Origin of the sequence: Alloalcanivorax xenomutans (genome assembly GCF_032810065.1) — a bacterium.
GTDB lineage: Bacteria > Pseudomonadota > Gammaproteobacteria > Pseudomonadales > Alcanivoracaceae > Alloalcanivorax > Alloalcanivorax xenomutans.
In genome coordinates, this window is record NZ_CP136538.1 from 710,066 (window position 1) to 727,342 (window position 17,277).

A 17,277-nucleotide genomic window follows, 5' to 3' on the forward strand; every position below is an offset into this window, starting at 1 on the left:
CGCGGCCGCTAGGGCGGATGACGTTCCAGACCCGGGAGGTCGCGCAGCGTCTGCTCCAGCCAATCGACGAAGGCGCGAACCTTGGACGAGCGGTGCCGGTGGTGTGCGTACACTACCGACACCGGGCTTGGCGCCGGCCGATAGTCCGCCAGCACTTCCACCAATTCGCCGCCGTTGAGATGGGGACGAACGGAGTACAGCGGCACTTGCACCAGACCGAAGCCGGCCAGGGCGGCGCTGATGTAAGCCTCGGAATTGTCCACGGTAAGGCGGCCTTCCGGCTGGCATTCGTGGATCCGGCCGTGCTCGGTGTATTCCCAGGGCAGCGGTCGTCCTGTGCGGCCGGAGTGATAGATAATGACCTGGTGACGGGCAAGGTCTCCGGGGGTTTCCGGCGTGCCATGCCGGGCCAGGTAATCCGGCGAGGCGCAACTGATCTCGGTGAGGTAACCCAGACGCCGGGCCACCAGACTGGAATCGGGCAGTTCGCCAACGCGCAGCGCGCAGTCCACACCTTCCTGGACCAGATCCACCAGCCGGTCGTTGATGCCCAGTTCCAGATGGATCTCCGGGTAGCGGTCACAGAACGCCCTCAGCCGGGGCAGTATCACCAGCCGCGCGGGCCTGGCCGGCAGATTGACGCGCAACCGTCCGGATGGCCGGTGGCCGTCGGTGAACAGGGCCTCGGTGTCCGCCAGTTCTTCCAGCAGATGAAGGCAGCGTTCGTAATAGGCGCCGCCGTCCAGAGTCAGGGACACCCGCCGGGTGGTGCGGTGCAGCAGCCGCACACCAAGATGATCTTCCAGTTGCCGCACCGCGGTGCTCACCGTGGCCTTGGGCAGTGACAGGGTTTCCGCGGCCCGGGTGAAATTACCGGCATCCACCACCCGGACAAAGATTTCCATGGCGCGCAGACGATCCATAGAGACACAACACTGTTCAGAAATCGTGAACAGAGTTAATCACGAATGCCGCTTTATCGGCCACCATCTGAACGAACACACTGTGCCGGTCTGTTTCCTTTCAATGCAAAGAGCGTGTCTGTTGAGGAGCATGAAGATGCAACAACGACGACTGGGCCGGGACGGTCCGCTGGTATCGGCGCTGGGTCTGGGCTGCATGGGCATGAGTGATTTCTATGGAGACCGGGATGACCGGGAATCCATCGCCACCTTGCACGCGGCCTTGGAGAAGGACGTCACCCTGATCGATACCGCCGACATGTATGGACCGCACACCAATGAAGAATTGGTGGGACGCGCCATCGCCGGCAAACGTGATCAGGTATTCCTGGCCACCAAATTCGGCATCGTCCGTGATCCCTTGGATCCGCACGCCCGTGGTATCAATGGCTCCCCGGGTTACGTGCGCGAATCAGTGGAAGGCAGTCTGCGCCGTCTGGGCGTGGAGACCATCGATCTGTATTACCAGCACCGGGTGGATCCGCAAGTGCCGATCGAGGACACCGTCGGCGCCATGGCCGATCTGGTGCGGGAAGGGAAGGTCCGCTACCTCGGTTTGAGCGAGGCGGCGCCGGATACCCTGCGCCGGGCGCAGGCGGTACATCCCATCAGTGCCCTGCAGAGTGAATACTCCCTGTGGACGCGGGATCCGGAAGACGGGGTGTTGGACACCTGTCGTGAACTGGGCATCAGCTTTGTCGCCTACAGTCCGCTGGGGCGGGGGTTTCTCACCGGTGCGATCCGCTCGCCGGAGGATTTCGAGGAAGGGGATTTTCGCCGCCACAATCCGCGTTTCCAGGGCGAGAATTTCCAGCGCAACCTGGACCTGGTGGATCAGGTGCATGCCCTGGCGGAACAGAAACAGGTATTGCCGTCACAGTTGGCGCTGGCCTGGGTGCTGGCCCGGGGCGATGATGTGATCGCCCTGTTCGGTACCAAGCGCCGCCGCTATCTGCAGGAGAATCTGGCGGCGCTGGAGGTGCGGCTGAGCGACGAGGAACTGGCGCGGCTGGATGCGATCTTTCCCCGCCACGGCGCCGCCGGCGAACGTTATGGCGAGGAAGGCATGCGTACCGTGGGGAACTAGGGTGAACAGGCCCTAGGTTTCGGGGGCTTGCCCGCTGGCCAGGCGGCGTTCATCCAGCAGCCAGTCGCGGAAGTCGGTGACGATGGCGCGAGGGGAGGCACGCTCCGGGCTGACGATGAAATAGTGGAACCGGCAGGGCAGTGCCACTTCACTTAACCGCCGCAGGGTGCCGGCGGCCAGCTCCGTCTCCACCAGCTCCGGGCAGACCAGCCAGGCGCCCTGGCCGGTGAGGGTGGCTTCCAGTGCCAGCAAGCCGTTGCCGAAATGGTGCTCGCGGGCATCGGCGGGAAAAGGTTTTCCGGCTGCTTCACACCATTCGCGCCAGCCGAATCGCTCATTGGAACGGCCGGCGGTATTGTCGGTGAGCAGGGCGCCCTCATCGAGCACCTCGGCGATGGTGCTCCGGCCCGTCGCGGAAGCGACCACCGGCTCCAGTGCCACTTCCAGCAGCAGTGAACTGTCCATGTCCGGGTACTCGCCATAACCAAAGCGGATCGCCAGATCGATGCCGGCGCGGGAGAAGGCGGAAGCCGTGACCGGTCCTCCGGGGGCGGTGTCCACGGAATGCAGGCTGGCCTGCAGACGCACTTCCGCCTCCGGGTGGCGGGCATAGAAGCGGTGCAAACGTGGCACCAGCCATTTGGTGGCGAACAACGGCTCGGCGCACACCGTGATGACGTCCTTGGCTTCACCCTGGCTGCGCAGTTCATCGACGGCATCGACCAGCGCGGCGAAGCCGTCCTGTAACCGGGGCAGAATGCTCAGCGCCGCCGCCGTCGGCGTGACCCGGCGATGGTGGCGAATGAACAGCGCCACCCCGAGTTGTTCCTCGAGGGCTTTGATCTGATGACTCACCGCCGCCGGGGTCACGCTCAATTCCTTGGCGGCGGCGGCGAAGCTGCGGGTGCGCGCCGCCACTTCGAAATAGGCCAGCGCCGCCAGCGGCGGCAGGCGCCGCATGAAGCCGGCGGGCAAGGAGGACCGGGTGTGTTCGTTCATCCGCTTAGCGCTGCCATTGTGCCGCCCGTTTGTTGAGGAAGGCGTCGATACCTTCGGCGGCGTCCGCTTCCATCATGTTCCGCGCCATCACTTCTCCGGCAAAACGATAGGCTTCGTCCAGGGGCAGTTGCCGTTGCCGGTAGAACATGGCTTTGCCATGGCGGATCGCCGCCGGGCTTTTCTCCATGATCGAAGTGGCCAGGGCGGTTACCGCGCCGTCCAGTTCCGCTTCCGGCACGGCTTGATTGATCAATCCCCAGTCGGCGGCGGTGGCGGCATCGATGAAGCGCGCGGTCACCAGCATTTCGAAGGCGCGCTTGGCCGAGACATTACGGGACAACGCCACCGAAGGCGTGGAACAGAATAGCCCGGCGTTGATGCCGGAGACGGCGAAGCGGGCGCTGTCCGTGGCCACCGCCAGATCACAACTTGCCACCAGCTGACAGCCGGCGGCGGTGGCCACTCCTTGAATGACCGCGATCACCGGCACCGGTACCGCCAGCAGGCTTTGCATTACACCGCTGCAGGTGGCGAACAGTTGCCGGTAATAATCCTCCTCGCCCAGATGAGAGTACATCTGACGCAGGTCATGGCCGGCGCAAAACGCCTTGCCCGCCGCCCGCAACACCACGCAGCGCAGGGTCTCGTCGTTGGCCAGGGCGTCCAGCTCGGTTTTCAGCGCCGCCAGCATCTCCTCGGACAAGGCGTTGTAGTGGCGGGGCCGGTTCAGGGTCAAAGTGACCAGGCCATCCTGGTCTTCTCGCAGTATCAGCGGGGCATTGAGATCGGCTTGCGCGCTCATCACGATTCTCCTTGTTTTTCGTTATCCGCTCAGGCCGCCGCGGACTGGGTGCGCAGGCGCACCTTGGTCTTCAGCGAATTGCCGATGAAGCAATTACGGTGAGCGCCGGCATGCAGGCGTTGCAGCTCGGCCGGTTCCGGTGTCTGGCCGTCGGCGAACTCGATGGTGGGTTGCAATTCCACCCGGGTCACCGCCAGCCGGCCTTCCTCGTTCTTTTCCAGAAAGCCCACCGGTGTGTCCTTGTAGCTCTCCACCCGGTAGCCCTTGACGTCGGCGATGGCCAGGAAGAACAGCATGTAGCAACTGGACACCGAGGTCACCAGCAGTTGCTCCGGGTCGGCGCAGTTGCCGTCCCCTTGATAATCCACCGCGGCGGAGACTTGCACGGTCTGACCGCCATTGAGGGTGGCCAGATGGTTGCGGGAGTAGCTTCCGTTGCCGTCCGGGTGGTCGGCGCGGGTCCAGGCAATGGCGGCGTGATGTTCTGACATCGGCTCTGCTCCTTTCTGAAAACGGGCCGGGACGCCCTCGGTGAGCAGTACCATTGCACCAGCTCTGCTTAATGAAAAGCGATGTTTTCTAGGGATTAGGCTTAGACAGGCTAATGCAAGAAGGGAGTCGGCGCCAACCCGCAAGGAAGCGGCGCCGTGGGTCAGTCTTGCTGATTGAAGGCCCGCCAGGTGTCCACGGCCTTGCGTGTCACCACGGGGCCGGCGACCTGGGTCAGCGCGCGGCGCAAAGTGGGGCTGGCGGCAATCGCCACGCCGGCGGCGAAGGCACCGACCATCAGCAGACCGCTATTGCGGCGCGCCCACGCCAGAGTCTGATCGCCCACCAACGGACGCAGACCGGACTCCAGGACGCTTTCCGTCGGGCTCGGCGCCGGTGGCGGTGTGTCGTCTTGGGTTGGACCGGCGCGGTTGGCGCGAACCAGGCCGTAGCCGAGGGCGGCGGCCACCACCAGCAGACCAGCGCCGCTGATCAGCGCGGCCAGCGCCGCGCCCAGCGGCGGTGTCAGCGCGATCCAGGCCGCCGCCGTCAGGCTCAGTAAGGCCGCCAGGCTGATCAGCATGATCAGCCAGATCATCGCATTAAGACTGAACAGCCCGGCCAGCATGCCGCGCAGTTTCACACTCAACGGCCGAGCAGTTTGCCGAGCAGCAGGCCCACGCCGAATGCCGTGAGCACGCTGGTAAAAGGGCGGGCCTTGATCTCCTCCCCCAAGTGCTCCGCTTGCCGGGAGGCGCTTTGGCGCGCACCTTCGAAGGTTTCCCGGGCGCTGTTGAGATGCTCCTGGGCGCGTTCCTGAGTGGAATGCTTGACCGCGTCGGCCAGGGCCTTGAAGTCCCGGCGCAATTGCTCAAGGTCTTTTTTCAGGGCTTCGGTTTCCGCTGACTGGTTCATGACGCCTCCTTGGTATGGACCTGCGTTCTGATCTGAACAACGAAGCTTCAGCATATAGAGTGCATGGCCGCGGCGACTAGTGGGCAAGCCGTTAAAAATGCAAAACCATGAGATTTCTTGATCCGGCTCACGAGCGGGCCGGGAATGGCGAGTCATGGACCGTTTGCCTCACCGTTTCCCTCAAACCGAACTGCGAAGCCGCTGTGGGAGCTTGCCTGCAAGCGAATGAGGTTCGCTCAGGCGTTGAGCAACATTCGCTTGCAGGCAAGCTCCCACAGCGACTTCGCAGCCTTATTACTGCGCCAGCTTACGAATCACTTCATCGGTGAATTCGGTGGTGCTGCTGCGCCCACCCAGGTCCGGGGTGACTTTGTCCCCCTCACCAACCACCGTGCGCAGGGCGTTACGCAGACGCTCGGCTTCGCTGTTGAGATCCAGATAGTCGAGCATCATGGCCGCGCCGAGCATCAGGGCGGTGGGGTTGGCGACCCCCTTGCCGGCGATGTCCGGCGCGCTGCCGTGCACCGCTTCAAAGATACCCTTGTCTTCCCCGACGTTGGCGCCCGGTGCCAGTCCAAGGCCGCCCACCAGGCCGGCGCAGAGATCGGAAAGAATGTCACCGAACAGGTTGGTGGTGACGATGACGTCGAAACGGTGAGGGTTCATCACCAGTTGCATGGCGCAGTTGTCGACGATCATTTCCTCGTGCTCGATATCGTCGTATTCCTTGGCCACGCTGCGTGCCACATCCAGGAACAGCCCGGAGGTGGATTTCATGATGTTGGCTTTGTGCACCACGGTGACTTTCTTGCGGCCCAGCCGGCGCGCGGCTTCATAGGCGAAACGGATCAGGCGTCTGGACTCCTTGCGGGTGATGACGCTGCGCAGTTCCGCCCGTTCGCCATCTTCGCTGACCATCTGGCCTTCACCGGAGTAGATGCCTTCGATGTTCTCGCGGACGGTGAGGATATCGACATTATCGTAGCGGGAACGGACACCGGGGATGGAGAGAGCGGGGCGGACGTTGGCGAACAGATCGAAGTATTTGCGCAGGGTGACGTTGACCGAGCGGAAGCCCTTGCCCACCGGGGTGGTGATCGGCCCTTTCAACGCCACCGGATTCTTGCCGATCATGTCGAGGGTTTCCTGGGGGACCAGGTCGAGGCCCTTGTCCAGGGCGGTTTGCCCGGCGATGGCATAGTCATAGGCCAGGCCGCAGTCCAGAGCATCCAGGACTCGAACGGTGGCATCGACGATGTCCGGGCCGATGCCGTCGCCCGGGATGATGGTCACGCGTGTTTCCGCCATGGTTTCCTCTCCTTCTGGTCTTTTGGAATGCAGAAAAATTATGGTGGGTCCGTCGCCACGTTGTGGGTGGGGGGACCGTCGCGGCCGGACACCGGGGTGGGTATCCGGCCGTAGCTGTCCGGGCCGGTAAGCGGGACACTGAATTCGCGCCCTATATGGGGGCGGGACAGTTCTGATTCAAGCAGGCCCGCCAGGGTCCCGGCAAGCGGACGGCCTCTTGTATTCAAGTTCCGTGCCGTGACGAAAGCGTGTCAGCGCGGGCAATGGTGCATGACGAGAGCACCGGAATGGGGCGGGCACGGCGGGTGGCCCGGTGAGCGTGCACCGGGCCGGGGCGGCTTACTGTTTGAACAATCCGCGCGCGCTGTAGGGCTCGCTGCGCAGATACTGCGGGGAGGCGTGGATCGTGGCGCCGAGACGGGCCGCGGCGTGCCAGGGCCAACGCGGGTTATAGAGGATGCCGCGGGCCAGGCCGACGGCATCCGCCTGGCCGGATGCCAGCAGCGTTTCCGCCTGTTCCGGCTCGGTGATCAGGCCCACCGCGATGGTGGTCAGGCCGCTTTCGGCCTTGATGCGAGCCGCCAGGGCGGTCTGATAACCGGGGCCGACGGGAATCTTCTGCGCCGGTGTCAGGCCGCCACTGGAGACATGAATGAAATGGCAGCCGCGTGCCTTGAGGGCCTTGGCCAGCGCCACGGTTTGCTCCAGGTCCCAGCCGTCCGCTGCCCAGTCGGTAGCCGATACCCGTACCCCGACCGCCATTTCCGGCACTGCTTCGCGGACGGCCTCAAACACCTCCAGCAGCAACCGCATGCGGTTTTCCAGGCTACCGCCATAGCGGTCGTCACGGCGGTTGGACAGCGGTGACAGAAACTCGTGCAGCAGGTAGCCATGGGCGCCGTGGATCTCGATCAAATCCAGCCCCAGGCGGCGTGCCCGTTTGGCGGCGGCGACAAAGGCTTCAATCAATTCACCGATCTCGTCCTCGGAAAGCGGCTCCGGAGCCTGTTCATGGTCGGCGAACGGCAATTCGGAGGGTGCGCGGGTTTGCCAGCCGCTGTCCTGATCCGGCCTGATTTGCGCTCCGCCCTCCCAGGGCCGGTGCGTGGACGCTTTACGGCCTGCGTGGGCCAGTTGGATACCGATCGGCATGGGAGACCACGCGCGTACCTGGTCGAGCACGGTTTTCAGCGCGGCTTCGTTGTCGTCGTTCCACAGCCCCAGATCCCGCGGGCTGATGCGGCCTTCCGGCAACACCGCGCTGGCTTCCAGGATCAGCAGGCCGGAGCCGGATTGCGCCAGGGTGCCCAGGTGGATGGTGTGCCAGCTGGTGGCGTTGCCGTCGTCGGCCGAATACTGGCACATCGGGGCGATGACGATACGGTTATCCAGCTTCAACGGACCCAGCTCGAGCGGGGTAAACAGATGGCTCATGGACTTCTCCGGAAAGGAGGCGCAAAGAAAGGAAAGGGGCGGGCATTCCGCCCCTGGAGACGGGGTCAGGCGGGGGCGCCAACCCCCTCACCGGTCAGCAGGCTCTGTACGTGGGCGCGCGGCGGCGCTCCGAACATACGGCTGTATTCGCGGCTGAACTGGGAAGGGCTTTCATAGCCCACCCGGTAACTGGCGGTGGCCGCTTCCAGGCCTTCGCTGAGCATCAGCCGACGCGCCTCGTGCAGGCGCAGTTTCTTCTGGAACTGCAGCGGTGACATGCGCGTCACCTGTTTGAAACTGTGGAACAGGGACGATTCGCTCATGTTGACCTGATCCGCCAGATCCCGAACCCGCAGCGGTTGGGTATAGCGGTCCTTGAGCAGGGCGATGACCTTGGAGACCCGGTGGGACTGGCTGTCGGCGGCGGCGAACTTGCGCATGCGCGCGCCCATTTCGCCGATCAGCGCGCGATACAGGATCTCACGCCGGATCAGCGGCGCCATGATCGGTGTGTCGGCGGGCTTGTCGAGCAGCTCCACCAGGCGGGTGGTGGCGTCCAGCATGGCGGTGTCGATGGGCGCCATGCACAGCCCGCAGTTGATCTCCGGACACTGATCTTCGTCACTCACCGCCTCGCCCAGTTCGAACACCAGGTCCGCCACTTCCTGGGAATCCACATCCAGGCGAATGGACAGGAACGGCTCGCCGGGGCTGGCCACGTTGACTTGCCCCAGTACCGGCAGATGGACCGATGACACCAGGTAGCTCAAGGGGCCATAGACGATTTCGCGGTCGCCAAGCCAGATCGTCTTGCTGCCCTGGACGATGACGCACAGACAGGGCTCGTAGATGGCCGAGGTGCATTGCGTGGGGGTGTTGGCCCGGCCCAGATGTAGGCCCGACAGTGTGGATTCTTCTATGCCATCCTCCGGAGCATGCCGCAGGACGGTTCTGGTAAGCCGGGAACGGAGCTGTTCGAGTTCGATGTCCTGCCCGGACGATGAAAGGGAAAGGGAGTGATGCGCCACGATAGTGCCCTCCGTGTGTTTGTCGGCAGTATACGCACTGCCCGTGACAGGGTAAGCGCGGCTCCTGGAATGCTGCAGGATCGTGCAATGACTGTGGAGTAACAAGCAATTTCAGGCAAGCCGGAGGGGTTGTCATGGTGATCCGCGACAATCCGTGATCTAGCCTGATCCGGCTCCGCCTGGCGCGTGCATCAAATTGAACGGATGTCGGTTTTATGACGCGGCAATATGGTGCAAAGCCTTTTGTTTCAACATCATTGTCCTTGTTGGGGACGGCGGCTTCGACGGCGTGATGTTGTTCGCACTTGCCGGATAATGGGGCCCGGATCCGGGCGGGCGTTTGCTGGGGACGGCTGCCTGATTCTGTATTGTTCACAGGATCAGGCAATTATCGCGCAGTAAACGGATACCGCCGGCTGGCGGCTGTCCTCTATTGTGTGCGGCGTGGAAGGGACCCGCCGCCAATCGGCGGGACGGGTCCGTCAGGTGGCAAGCGGGGGCCCCGATCCACGTTGCTGTCGAATAGGCCGTGCCTATATCGACCATCGGTAAACCCATCAAGAAACGCCGTTGACCTCAACATTGGTTGAGGAATTAACGTTCGCGGCCTGGGGGAGAACGAGTCCGATGCCCGGGGCATTGATCGTTTGACCTCACTTGATGGTGTCCCGCTATTGACTGACGGTCAGTCAGTTTTTAGAGTTTGCAAATGGGAACTATTTTCAATTGAAGGCAGGCGTATTGCCTGCAAGGCCCGAACAGCAGGAGCGAGCGCAACATGGATTCAATCAATACCCATTACGCCAGCGGGGGAGAGCTGATCATCGGGCTCGCCCTCATATTGATGGTGGCCGTTGGATTGGCCGGCTGCGATGCCCGTGGTGAGCAGGAGCAGGCGCAAATGCCGCCGCCGGCGGTCAAGGTGGCGAAGGTGCTGGATGACCCGGTGACACTGTGGGATGACTTCACCGGCCGGGTGGCGGCACCGGAAACCGTGGACCTGCGTCCCCGTGTCAGCGGCTACATCGACAAGGTGAGCTTCGAGGAAGGGGAACTGGTGGAACAGGGCGATGTGTTGTTCGTCATTGACCAGCGCCCTTACCGTGCCCGTGAACGGGCCGCCGCCGCGGACCTGGCCCAGGCTCGCAGCCAGTATCAATTGGCCAAGAGAGAAGCCTCCCGGGCGGAACGGCTGGTGGCCAGCCGGGCCATCTCCCGCGAGGAATACGACCGCCGGGCGTCGGCGATGGTGTCAGCGCGCGCGGCCATGAATGCCGCCGAAGCGGCGTTGGAAACCGCCCGTCTTGATCTGGAGTACACCGAGGTGCGCTCTCCGATCACCGGCCGCGCCGGCCGCGCCATGGTCACTCGCGGCAACCTGGCCAACGCTGATCAGACCCTGTTGACCACAGTGGTATCGGTGGATCCAGTGTACGTGTACTTCGAGAGCGACAGCGATTCCTACCTGCGTGGCCGAGAGCTGCTGGGTAATGGCGAGGATACCGAAGTGCGTATCGGTTTGAGCGGTGAAAACGGCTACCCGCATCGGGGCAAGGTCGACTTCATCGATAACCGTCTCAACGCCAGCACCGGCACACTGCAGTTCCGCGCCGTGGTGCCGAACCCGGATGGCCGCTTCAAGCCGGGGCAATTCGCCCGGGTGGAACTGCCCGCCGAGCGTCTCGACAAGGCGCTGTTGATCGACAGCAAGGCGCTGCTTACCGATCAGAACCGCCGTTATGTCTATGTGGTGGACGATGAGAACAAAGCGTCCCGCCGTAACGTCGACGCCGGTCGCACCGTGGATGGCCTGGTGGTGATCCGCGACGGCCTGAAGCCCGGCGAGCGGGTCATCGTCAACGGGGTGCAGAAAGTATTCATGTCCGGCATGCCGGTGGCGCCGACGCTGGTGGAAATGCGCGCGGCGGCCACCAAGGAACCGGAAGTGGCGGCGGCGCCCTGATCGACTGACACCGACATAACCCAAGTCCATGGATCGAGCGCGCTCCGCGGAGCGCGCCAAGAGGGTACTCTTGTCATGAATTTTTCTCGTTTCTTCGTCGACCGCCCGATCTTTGCCGCGGTGCTGTCGATCATCATCCTCGCGGTCGGCGCCATCTCGATCCCGATGCTGCCGATCAGCGAGTATCCGGAAGTGGTGCCGCCCTCGGTGGTGGTGCGCACGGTTTACCCCGGCGCCAACCCCAAGGTGATCGCCGAGACCGTGGCCACGCCCCTGGAAGAGTCCATCAACGGCGTCGAGGACATGATGTACCTCAAGTCGGTGGCGGGCTCCGACGGCGTGCTGCAAATGACCGTCACCTTCCGCCCCGGCACCGACGCCGATGACGCCACGGTAAGGGTGCAGAACCGGGTCAGCCAGGCGCTGGCGCGATTGCCCGAGGACGTGCGCCGCCAGGGCGTGACCACCCAGAAACAATCGCCCACCTTTTTGATGGTGGTGCATCTGACCTCGCCGGACGGCCGCTACGACACGCTGTACCTGCGTAACTATGTGCGCCTGCATGTGAAGGATGTACTGGCCCGGATCCAGGGCGTCGGTGATGCGCAGATCTTCGGCGGCGGCGATTACGCCATGCGCGCCTGGCTGGACCCGGACAAGATCGCCTCGCGGGGCATGACCGCCAGCGATGTGGTGGGTGCCATTCGTGAACAGAACGTTCAGGTTTCCGCCGGTCAGCTCGGCGCCGAGCCGATGCCCAACAGTGATTTCCTCACCCTGATCAATGCCCAGGGCCGGCTGCGTACGGTGCAGGAGTTTGGTGACATCGTATTGAAAAGCGGTGAGCAGGGCGAAATTGTCCGGCTTTCCGATGTCGCCCGTCTGGAACTGGGCGCCGGTGACTACACCCTGCGCTCGCAACTGGATGGCAAGGACGCGGTGGCGGTGGGTATCTTCCAGGCGCCCGGCGCCAATGCTCTGGAAATCCGTGATTCGGTGATCGCCGCCATGGATGAACTGTCCACCCGTTTTCCGGAAGGGGTGAAGTACGAAGCGGTGTACGACACCACTATTTTCGTGCGCGACTCCATTCATTCGGTGGTGAAGACCCTGCTTGAAGCGGTGCTGCTGGTGGTGCTGGTGGTGACGCTGTTCCTGCAGACCTGGCGTGCTTCGATCATCCCGTTGCTGGCGGTGCCGGTATCGGTGATCGGTACCTTCTCGGTCTTGCTGTTGCTCGGCTATTCCATCAATTCACTGACGCTGTTCGGGCTGGTGCTCGCCATCGGGATCGTGGTGGACGACGCCATCGTGGTGGTGGAAAACGTGGAACGGAACATCGAGGAGGGGCTCTCTCCGGTGGCCGCCGCCCATCAGGCGATGAAGGAAGTGTCCGGCCCGATTGTCGCCATCGGTCTGGTGTTGTGCGCGGTGTTCATTCCCATGGCGTTTCTGTCCGGGGTCACCGGTCAGTTCTATCGCCAGTTCGCGGTGACCATCGCCATTTCCACCGTCATCTCCACGATCAATTCGCTGACGCTGTCACCGGCATTGGCGGCCAGACTGCTGCGCTCCCACGATGCGCCGAAGGACCGCCTCACGCGCATCATCGACGGGCTGTTCGGCTGGTTGTTCCGTCCGTTCAACCGTTTCTTCAACCGCAGTTCGGAGAAGTACCAGGGCGCGGTGGCGCGGTCACTGAGCCGTCGCTCGGTGGTGTTCATGGTCTATCTGGTGTTGCTGGTCAGCACTGGCTTGATGTTCAAGGTGGTGCCGCCGGGGTTCATCCCGACACAGGATAAACAGTATCTGATCGCCGGCGTGAAACTGCCCGAAGGCGCTTCCCTGGAGCGCACCGACAAACTGCTCAAGACGGTGACGGACATCGCCATGGAGGCGGACGGCGTGGCGCACTCGATCTCGTTCCCGGGACTCAATGCGCTGCAGTTCACCAATACCTCCAACACCGGCCTGGTCTTCCTGCCGCTGGACCCGTTCGATCAGCGTGAGCGCACCGCGGAAGAGATCAACGCCGAGATCAACGCCAAGATTTCCGCGTTGAGCGAGGGCTTCGCGTTCTCCTTCATGCCGCCGCCCATTCTCGGGCTGGGCAACGGTGCCGGTTACCAGATGTTCATCGAGGACCGGGGTGGCTTGGGGTATGGCGCTTTGCAGGAGGCGGTCAGTGCCTTCCAGGGCGCCATCTCGCAAACACCGGGGATGACCTTCCCGATCACCAGTTATCAGGCCAACGTGCCGCAGCTGGACGCGGTGGTCGACCGCACCAAGGCGAAAGCCCAGGGCGTGCCGATGACGGAGCTGTTCGACACTCTGCAGACCTATCTGGGGTCCACCTACGTGAACGACTTCAATCGCTTCGGACGCACCTGGCAGGTGATTGCCCAGGCCGACGCGCCGTTCCGTGACAGTGTCGAGGACATCGCCAATCTGCGGACCCGCAATGAGCAGGGAGAAATGGTGCCGATCGGTTCCATGGTGGATATCCGGCAAACCTTCGGTCCGGATCCGGTATTGCGCTACAACGGCTACCCCGCCGCCGACCTGGCAGGCGAAGCCGATCCGAGAGTGATGTCGTCCGCCCAGGCCATGGACAAACTGACGGAACTGGCGGATCAGATTCTGCCCAACGGCATGAGCTTCGAATGGACCGACCTGAGCTTCCAGCAGCACACCCAGGGCAACGCGGCGCTGGTGGTCTTCCCGTTGGCCATCCTGCTGGTGTTCCTGGTACTGGCGGCGCTGTACGAGAGCTGGGTACTGCCGTTGGCGGTAATCCTGATCGTACCGATGTGTATGCTCTCCGCGTTGATCGGTGTGTGGTTCGGCGGCGGCGACAACAACATCTTTGTACAGGTCGGGCTGGTGGTTCTGATTGGCCTGGCCTGTAAGAACGCCATCCTCATCGTGGAGTTCGCCCGTGAGCTGGAACTGCAGGGCATGGAGACCGTGAAGGCCGCTCTGGAAGCCTGCCGCCTGCGTCTGCGTCCGATCATCATGACCTCGATCACCTTTACCGCCGCCGTGGTGCCGCTGGTACTCGGTCATGGCGCCGGCGCGGAAGTGCGCCAGGCACTGGGGATCGCCGTGTTCGCCGGCATGATTGGTGTCACCTTGTTCGGACTGTTCCTGACGCCGGTGTTCTATGTCGGCCTGCGCAAACTCGCCGGCCCGCTCAAGCACTCCCACGCTTCCACCATGGACGGCGAAGCCCACGGTCTTTCAGGAGAAAGTCATGCATAAGTATGCCCTGAGTGTTGTGCCACTGATCATGGCCCTGGCCGGTTGCGCGGTGGGGCCGGACTATCAGGAGCCGGAGACACCGTTGCCGGAGCGCTTCGTTGGCGCCGACCAGGTGCGGCCGTTCGATGAAAACGCCGAGCGCCGTTTCTGGTCCGGCTTTGATGATCCGTTGCTGGCGGACCTGATTGATCAGGCACTCAACGCCAATCACGACCTGCGTGCCGCGCTGGCGCGCTACCAGAGAGCGGAAGCGCTGTTGCGCGGTGCCCGCCGGGAGCAACTGCCGAGTGTCACCGTCAACGGCAGCGCCGCCGAGCAGCATCTGGCGGAAGTGGAACAGAGCCCGCCGGGTGGCGCGGAGCGGGTGGAGCTCTATCAGGCCGGCGTCGCTGCTGGCTGGGAGCTGGACCTGTTCGGGCGTTTGCGGCGCGCCACCCAGGCGCAGGCGGCGGAACTGGATGCCGCGGAAGCGGATCTGGGTGCGCTGCAGGTGGCCATGGCCGGGCGCATCGCCAACAGCTACTTCCAACTGCGTGGCCTGCAGCAACAGCTGCAGGTTGCCCGCCGTAACGTGGAGAATCAGCAGCAGGCGCTGGACATTGTTCAGGCTCGCATGGAAGACGGCAACGCCACCCGTTTGGATGAGGCCCGCGCCCGGGCGCAACTGGACGCGGTGCGGGCCACGGTGCCGCAACTGCAAACCGCGATTCGGACTTACATGTACCGTATCGCGGTGCTGACCGGGCGCACCCCGGACAGCCTGGTGACCACCCTGGCCAAGCCCGGTGATTTGCCGGCGCAAGTGCCGGATCTGGCCACCGGCACGCCGTCTGGTGTGTTGCGCCGGCGCCCGGATATCCGTGCCGCCGAGCGTCGCGTGGCCGCCGCCACCGCCCGTATCGGCGTGGCCACCGCCGACCTGTTTCCGCGCTTCACCCTGGAAGGGCTGATCGGCAGCGTCGCCTCCCGTGACGGTGACCTGTTCAGCGGTCCGGCGGAAAGTCGGCGCATTGCCCTTGGGGTGGATTGGACCTTCCTCGATTTCGGCAAGGTCCGCTCCCGTATCGATGCCGCCGACGCCGAGACTCAGGCCGTCATCGCCGAGTACCAGCAAACCGTGCTCACGGCGCTGGAAGAAACGGAAACCCAACTGGTGCGTCATCAGCGGGCCCGTGAACGCACCGAACTGCTGCGCCACGCCACCGACGCCGCGCAGCAGGCCGCCGAACTGGCGCGCCTGCGCTACCGGGAAGGTTTCATCGGTTTCTTCGAGGTGCTGGATAGTGAGCGGGAGCTAATGGACACCCGCGACGCCTTCATCCGCAGCCGCACCGAAGTGACCCTGGCGATGGTGGATCTGTACCGCGCCCTGGCCGGCGCACCGGTGCCGCCGGAGCAGGATCCGGCAAGGAGAAGCGCGGCGCGCTAAGTAACGGCCGGGTCCGCTTGCCGTCCAGGAAGGTATCAATGCAGCGCTGTCTACAAGGCCGCTGTGGGAGATTCTATGGTGCCCTGCAAGCCCGCCACGCTAGTGCGCCATTCGCCAGCAGGCTGGCTCCCACGGATCATGCCACGAAGCCGCTGTGGGAGCTTGCCTGCAAGCGAATTCGACGTCAGATGATGGGAAAAAAACAAAAAAAGCCCGCATGCAGAATCAAGCAAGGTTCATGGAGCCCTGGGTATTAGCAACACTGCTTCCAGCGGCGACAATAAACCCACATAAAGGACACAACGCGACAGGAGGAACCGACATGCTCGATACCCGTGCTTTACAGCGTTCGACACGGACCACCAATCCGGCGATCCAACGTTTCCTGGCGCTCACCGCCTGCTATTTGCGTACCCCGCTGGCGCCGTGATCTTCACGCGATGCTGCGCTCCCGACTGATTTACTGCCAACAGGCCTTTTAGTGGTCTCTCGTTAAATCGGCGGTGCTGGTCCACCGCTCCGATTTCTTACCCCCAAGAGGTCAGGGACGACCTTCTTTTTTTCTCTCTGTTTCGGTTGATGGCGATTTGCTATCGGATTCCCTATCATCGGCGCGCCCTGCCTTGATGGATTCTCCGATGATCGTTCGTGACCGTCCCAACCCCATTGCGTTATTGATCGCCCTGCGTGGCTCGGTGGTGCCGGATATCCTGCCGCACATCCTGCTGGTGGCGTTGTTTGCCTCGGCGATGACCCTGGTGAGCCAGTACCACGTATTGGATGTCAGCCATTACACGGTGATGCCGGTGACATTGCTGGGGATCGTGCTGTCGATCCTGCTCAGTTTCCGCAATAACGCCGCCTATGACCGTTGGTGGGAAGCGCGCAAACAGTGGGGCCAGATGGTGTATGAGATCCGCAGCCTGGCCAGGACCAGCGCAACCTTACTTGGTAATAAAGAGCTTGGTAATGAAGAGCCGGACCGTCGGGAACTGCTGGGGCTGGTTCTGGCGTATGCCCATGCCCTGCGCGGGCAGTTGCGTGATGAGGATGTACGCGAGGACCTGTTGAAAGTGCAGTCGCCGGCGGTGGTGGAGCAGGCCCTGGACCATCACAACGGTGCCGACTGGTTTCTACGTCGGGCCGGCGATTGGGTGGGGGAACGCTATCGGGAAGGGCGTCTGGACAGCATCGGCGTGAGCCTGCTGGACCAGAGGTTGACTGCTTTGGCCGGTGTGCAGGCCGCCAGTGAGCGTATCGCGCAGACCCCGTTGCCGTTTGCCTACGCGCTGTTGGCCCATCGTACCGCCTATGTGTACTGCTATTTGTTGCCGTTTGTGTTGATCGGCTCGTTGGGCTGGGGCACGCCTTTGTTCGTGGCGGTGGTGGCCTACACCTTCTTCGGGCTGGATCGACTGGCGGAACATCTGGAGATGCCATTCGGCCGCGAAGCCAATGATCTGCCACTGGACACCATCTGCCGGATCCATGAAATCTCCGTGGCCGAAGCCCTGGGCGATCCGGCGCCGGAACCGCTGCCGGTGGTCAACCACCAGTTGCAGTAAACGGGGGCGACGGCTTGCCCGGCGGCGCCCGCTGG

14 protein-coding genes are annotated in these 17,277 nt (G+C 63.3%); 5 read left to right on the forward strand and 9 right to left on the reverse strand.

From position 1 onward, the window contains the following. Nucleotides 1-8 precede the first annotated feature (8 nt). Entirely contained in the window at nt 9-923 is a 915-nt protein-coding gene (locus RYH70_RS03395) for a LysR family transcriptional regulator (protein WP_233917267.1), read from the reverse strand. A 136-nt stretch (nt 924-1,059) separates the two neighbouring features. Here RYH70_RS03395 and RYH70_RS03400 point away from each other — a divergent pair, with 136 nt between their 5' ends. After that, nucleotides 1,060-2,049: an aldo/keto reductase gene (locus tag RYH70_RS03400; RefSeq protein WP_317009775.1), complete on the forward strand. Its 990-nt coding sequence runs from the start codon at nt 1,060-1,062 to the stop codon at nt 2,047-2,049. 12 nt (nt 2,050-2,061) lie between these two features. Here RYH70_RS03400 and RYH70_RS03405 read toward each other — a convergent pair whose 3' ends face one another. From RYH70_RS03405 to RYH70_RS03440, 8 genes are all read right to left on the reverse strand, one after another. After that, entirely contained in the window at nt 2,062-3,048 is a 987-nt protein-coding gene (locus RYH70_RS03405) for a LysR family transcriptional regulator (protein ID WP_022993922.1), read from the reverse strand. A gap of 4 nt (nt 3,049-3,052) precedes the next feature. Continuing rightward, nucleotides 3,053-3,850, reverse strand: coding sequence for an enoyl-CoA hydratase (locus tag RYH70_RS03410; RefSeq protein ID WP_022993921.1), 798 nt, complete (start codon nt 3,848-3,850; stop codon nt 3,053-3,055). Between the two features lie 29 nt (nt 3,851-3,879). Then, complete coding sequence (locus tag RYH70_RS03415) at nt 3,880-4,341, reverse strand: OsmC family protein (protein WP_063142327.1); 462 nt, start codon at nt 4,339-4,341, stop codon at nt 3,880-3,882. A 161-nt stretch (nt 4,342-4,502) separates the two neighbouring features. Then, nucleotides 4,503-4,988, reverse strand: coding sequence for a hypothetical protein (locus RYH70_RS03420; protein ID WP_147299953.1), 486 nt, complete (start codon nt 4,986-4,988; stop codon nt 4,503-4,505). Further along, a complete protein-coding gene (locus tag RYH70_RS03425; RefSeq protein ID WP_022993918.1) occupies nt 4,985-5,254 on the reverse strand; it encodes a DUF883 family protein in 270 nt (89 codons plus the stop codon). Before RYH70_RS03425 ends, RYH70_RS03420 begins: the two co-directional genes overlap by 4 nt. Nucleotides 5,255-5,548: 294 nt before the next feature. Continuing rightward, the gene (locus RYH70_RS03430) at nt 5,549-6,562 is read right to left on the reverse strand and encodes an isocitrate dehydrogenase (protein ID WP_022993917.1); all 1,014 of its coding nucleotides are present in this window, start codon (nt 6,560-6,562) and stop codon (nt 5,549-5,551) included. Between the two features lie 339 nt (nt 6,563-6,901). Further along, nucleotides 6,902-7,996 carry an NADH:flavin oxidoreductase/NADH oxidase gene (locus RYH70_RS03435; protein WP_317009776.1) on the reverse strand — a complete coding sequence of 365 codons (1,095 nt, stop codon included), beginning with the start codon at nt 7,994-7,996 and terminating at the stop codon, nt 6,902-6,904. 65 nt (nt 7,997-8,061) lie between these two features. Continuing rightward, on the reverse strand, nt 8,062-9,024 hold the full coding sequence (locus RYH70_RS03440) for an AraC family transcriptional regulator (RefSeq protein ID WP_022993915.1): 963 nt from the start codon (nt 9,022-9,024) through the stop codon (nt 8,062-8,064). A gap of 844 nt (nt 9,025-9,868) precedes the next feature. On the opposite strand from RYH70_RS03440, the gene RYH70_RS03445 reads away from it, so the two are divergent. The 4 genes from RYH70_RS03445 (at nt 9,869) to RYH70_RS03460 (ending at nt 17,242) form a co-directional block, all read left to right on the forward strand. Beyond that, nucleotides 9,869-10,987 carry an efflux RND transporter periplasmic adaptor subunit gene (locus RYH70_RS03445; RefSeq protein WP_374072923.1) on the forward strand — a complete coding sequence of 373 codons (1,119 nt, stop codon included), beginning with the start codon at nt 9,869-9,871 and terminating at the stop codon, nt 10,985-10,987. A gap of 75 nt (nt 10,988-11,062) precedes the next feature. Next, entirely contained in the window at nt 11,063-14,248 is a 3,186-nt protein-coding gene (locus tag RYH70_RS03450; RefSeq protein WP_022993913.1) for an efflux RND transporter permease subunit, read from the forward strand. After that, the gene (locus RYH70_RS03455; RefSeq protein ID WP_317009777.1) at nt 14,241-15,677 is read left to right on the forward strand and encodes an efflux transporter outer membrane subunit; all 1,437 of its coding nucleotides are present in this window, start codon (nt 14,241-14,243) and stop codon (nt 15,675-15,677) included. Before RYH70_RS03450 ends, RYH70_RS03455 begins: the two co-directional genes overlap by 8 nt. A gap of 638 nt (nt 15,678-16,315) precedes the next feature. Next, a complete protein-coding gene (locus tag RYH70_RS03460) occupies nt 16,316-17,242 on the forward strand; it encodes a bestrophin family protein (protein WP_080530430.1) in 927 nt (308 codons plus the stop codon). Nucleotides 17,243-17,277 lie beyond the last annotated feature (35 nt).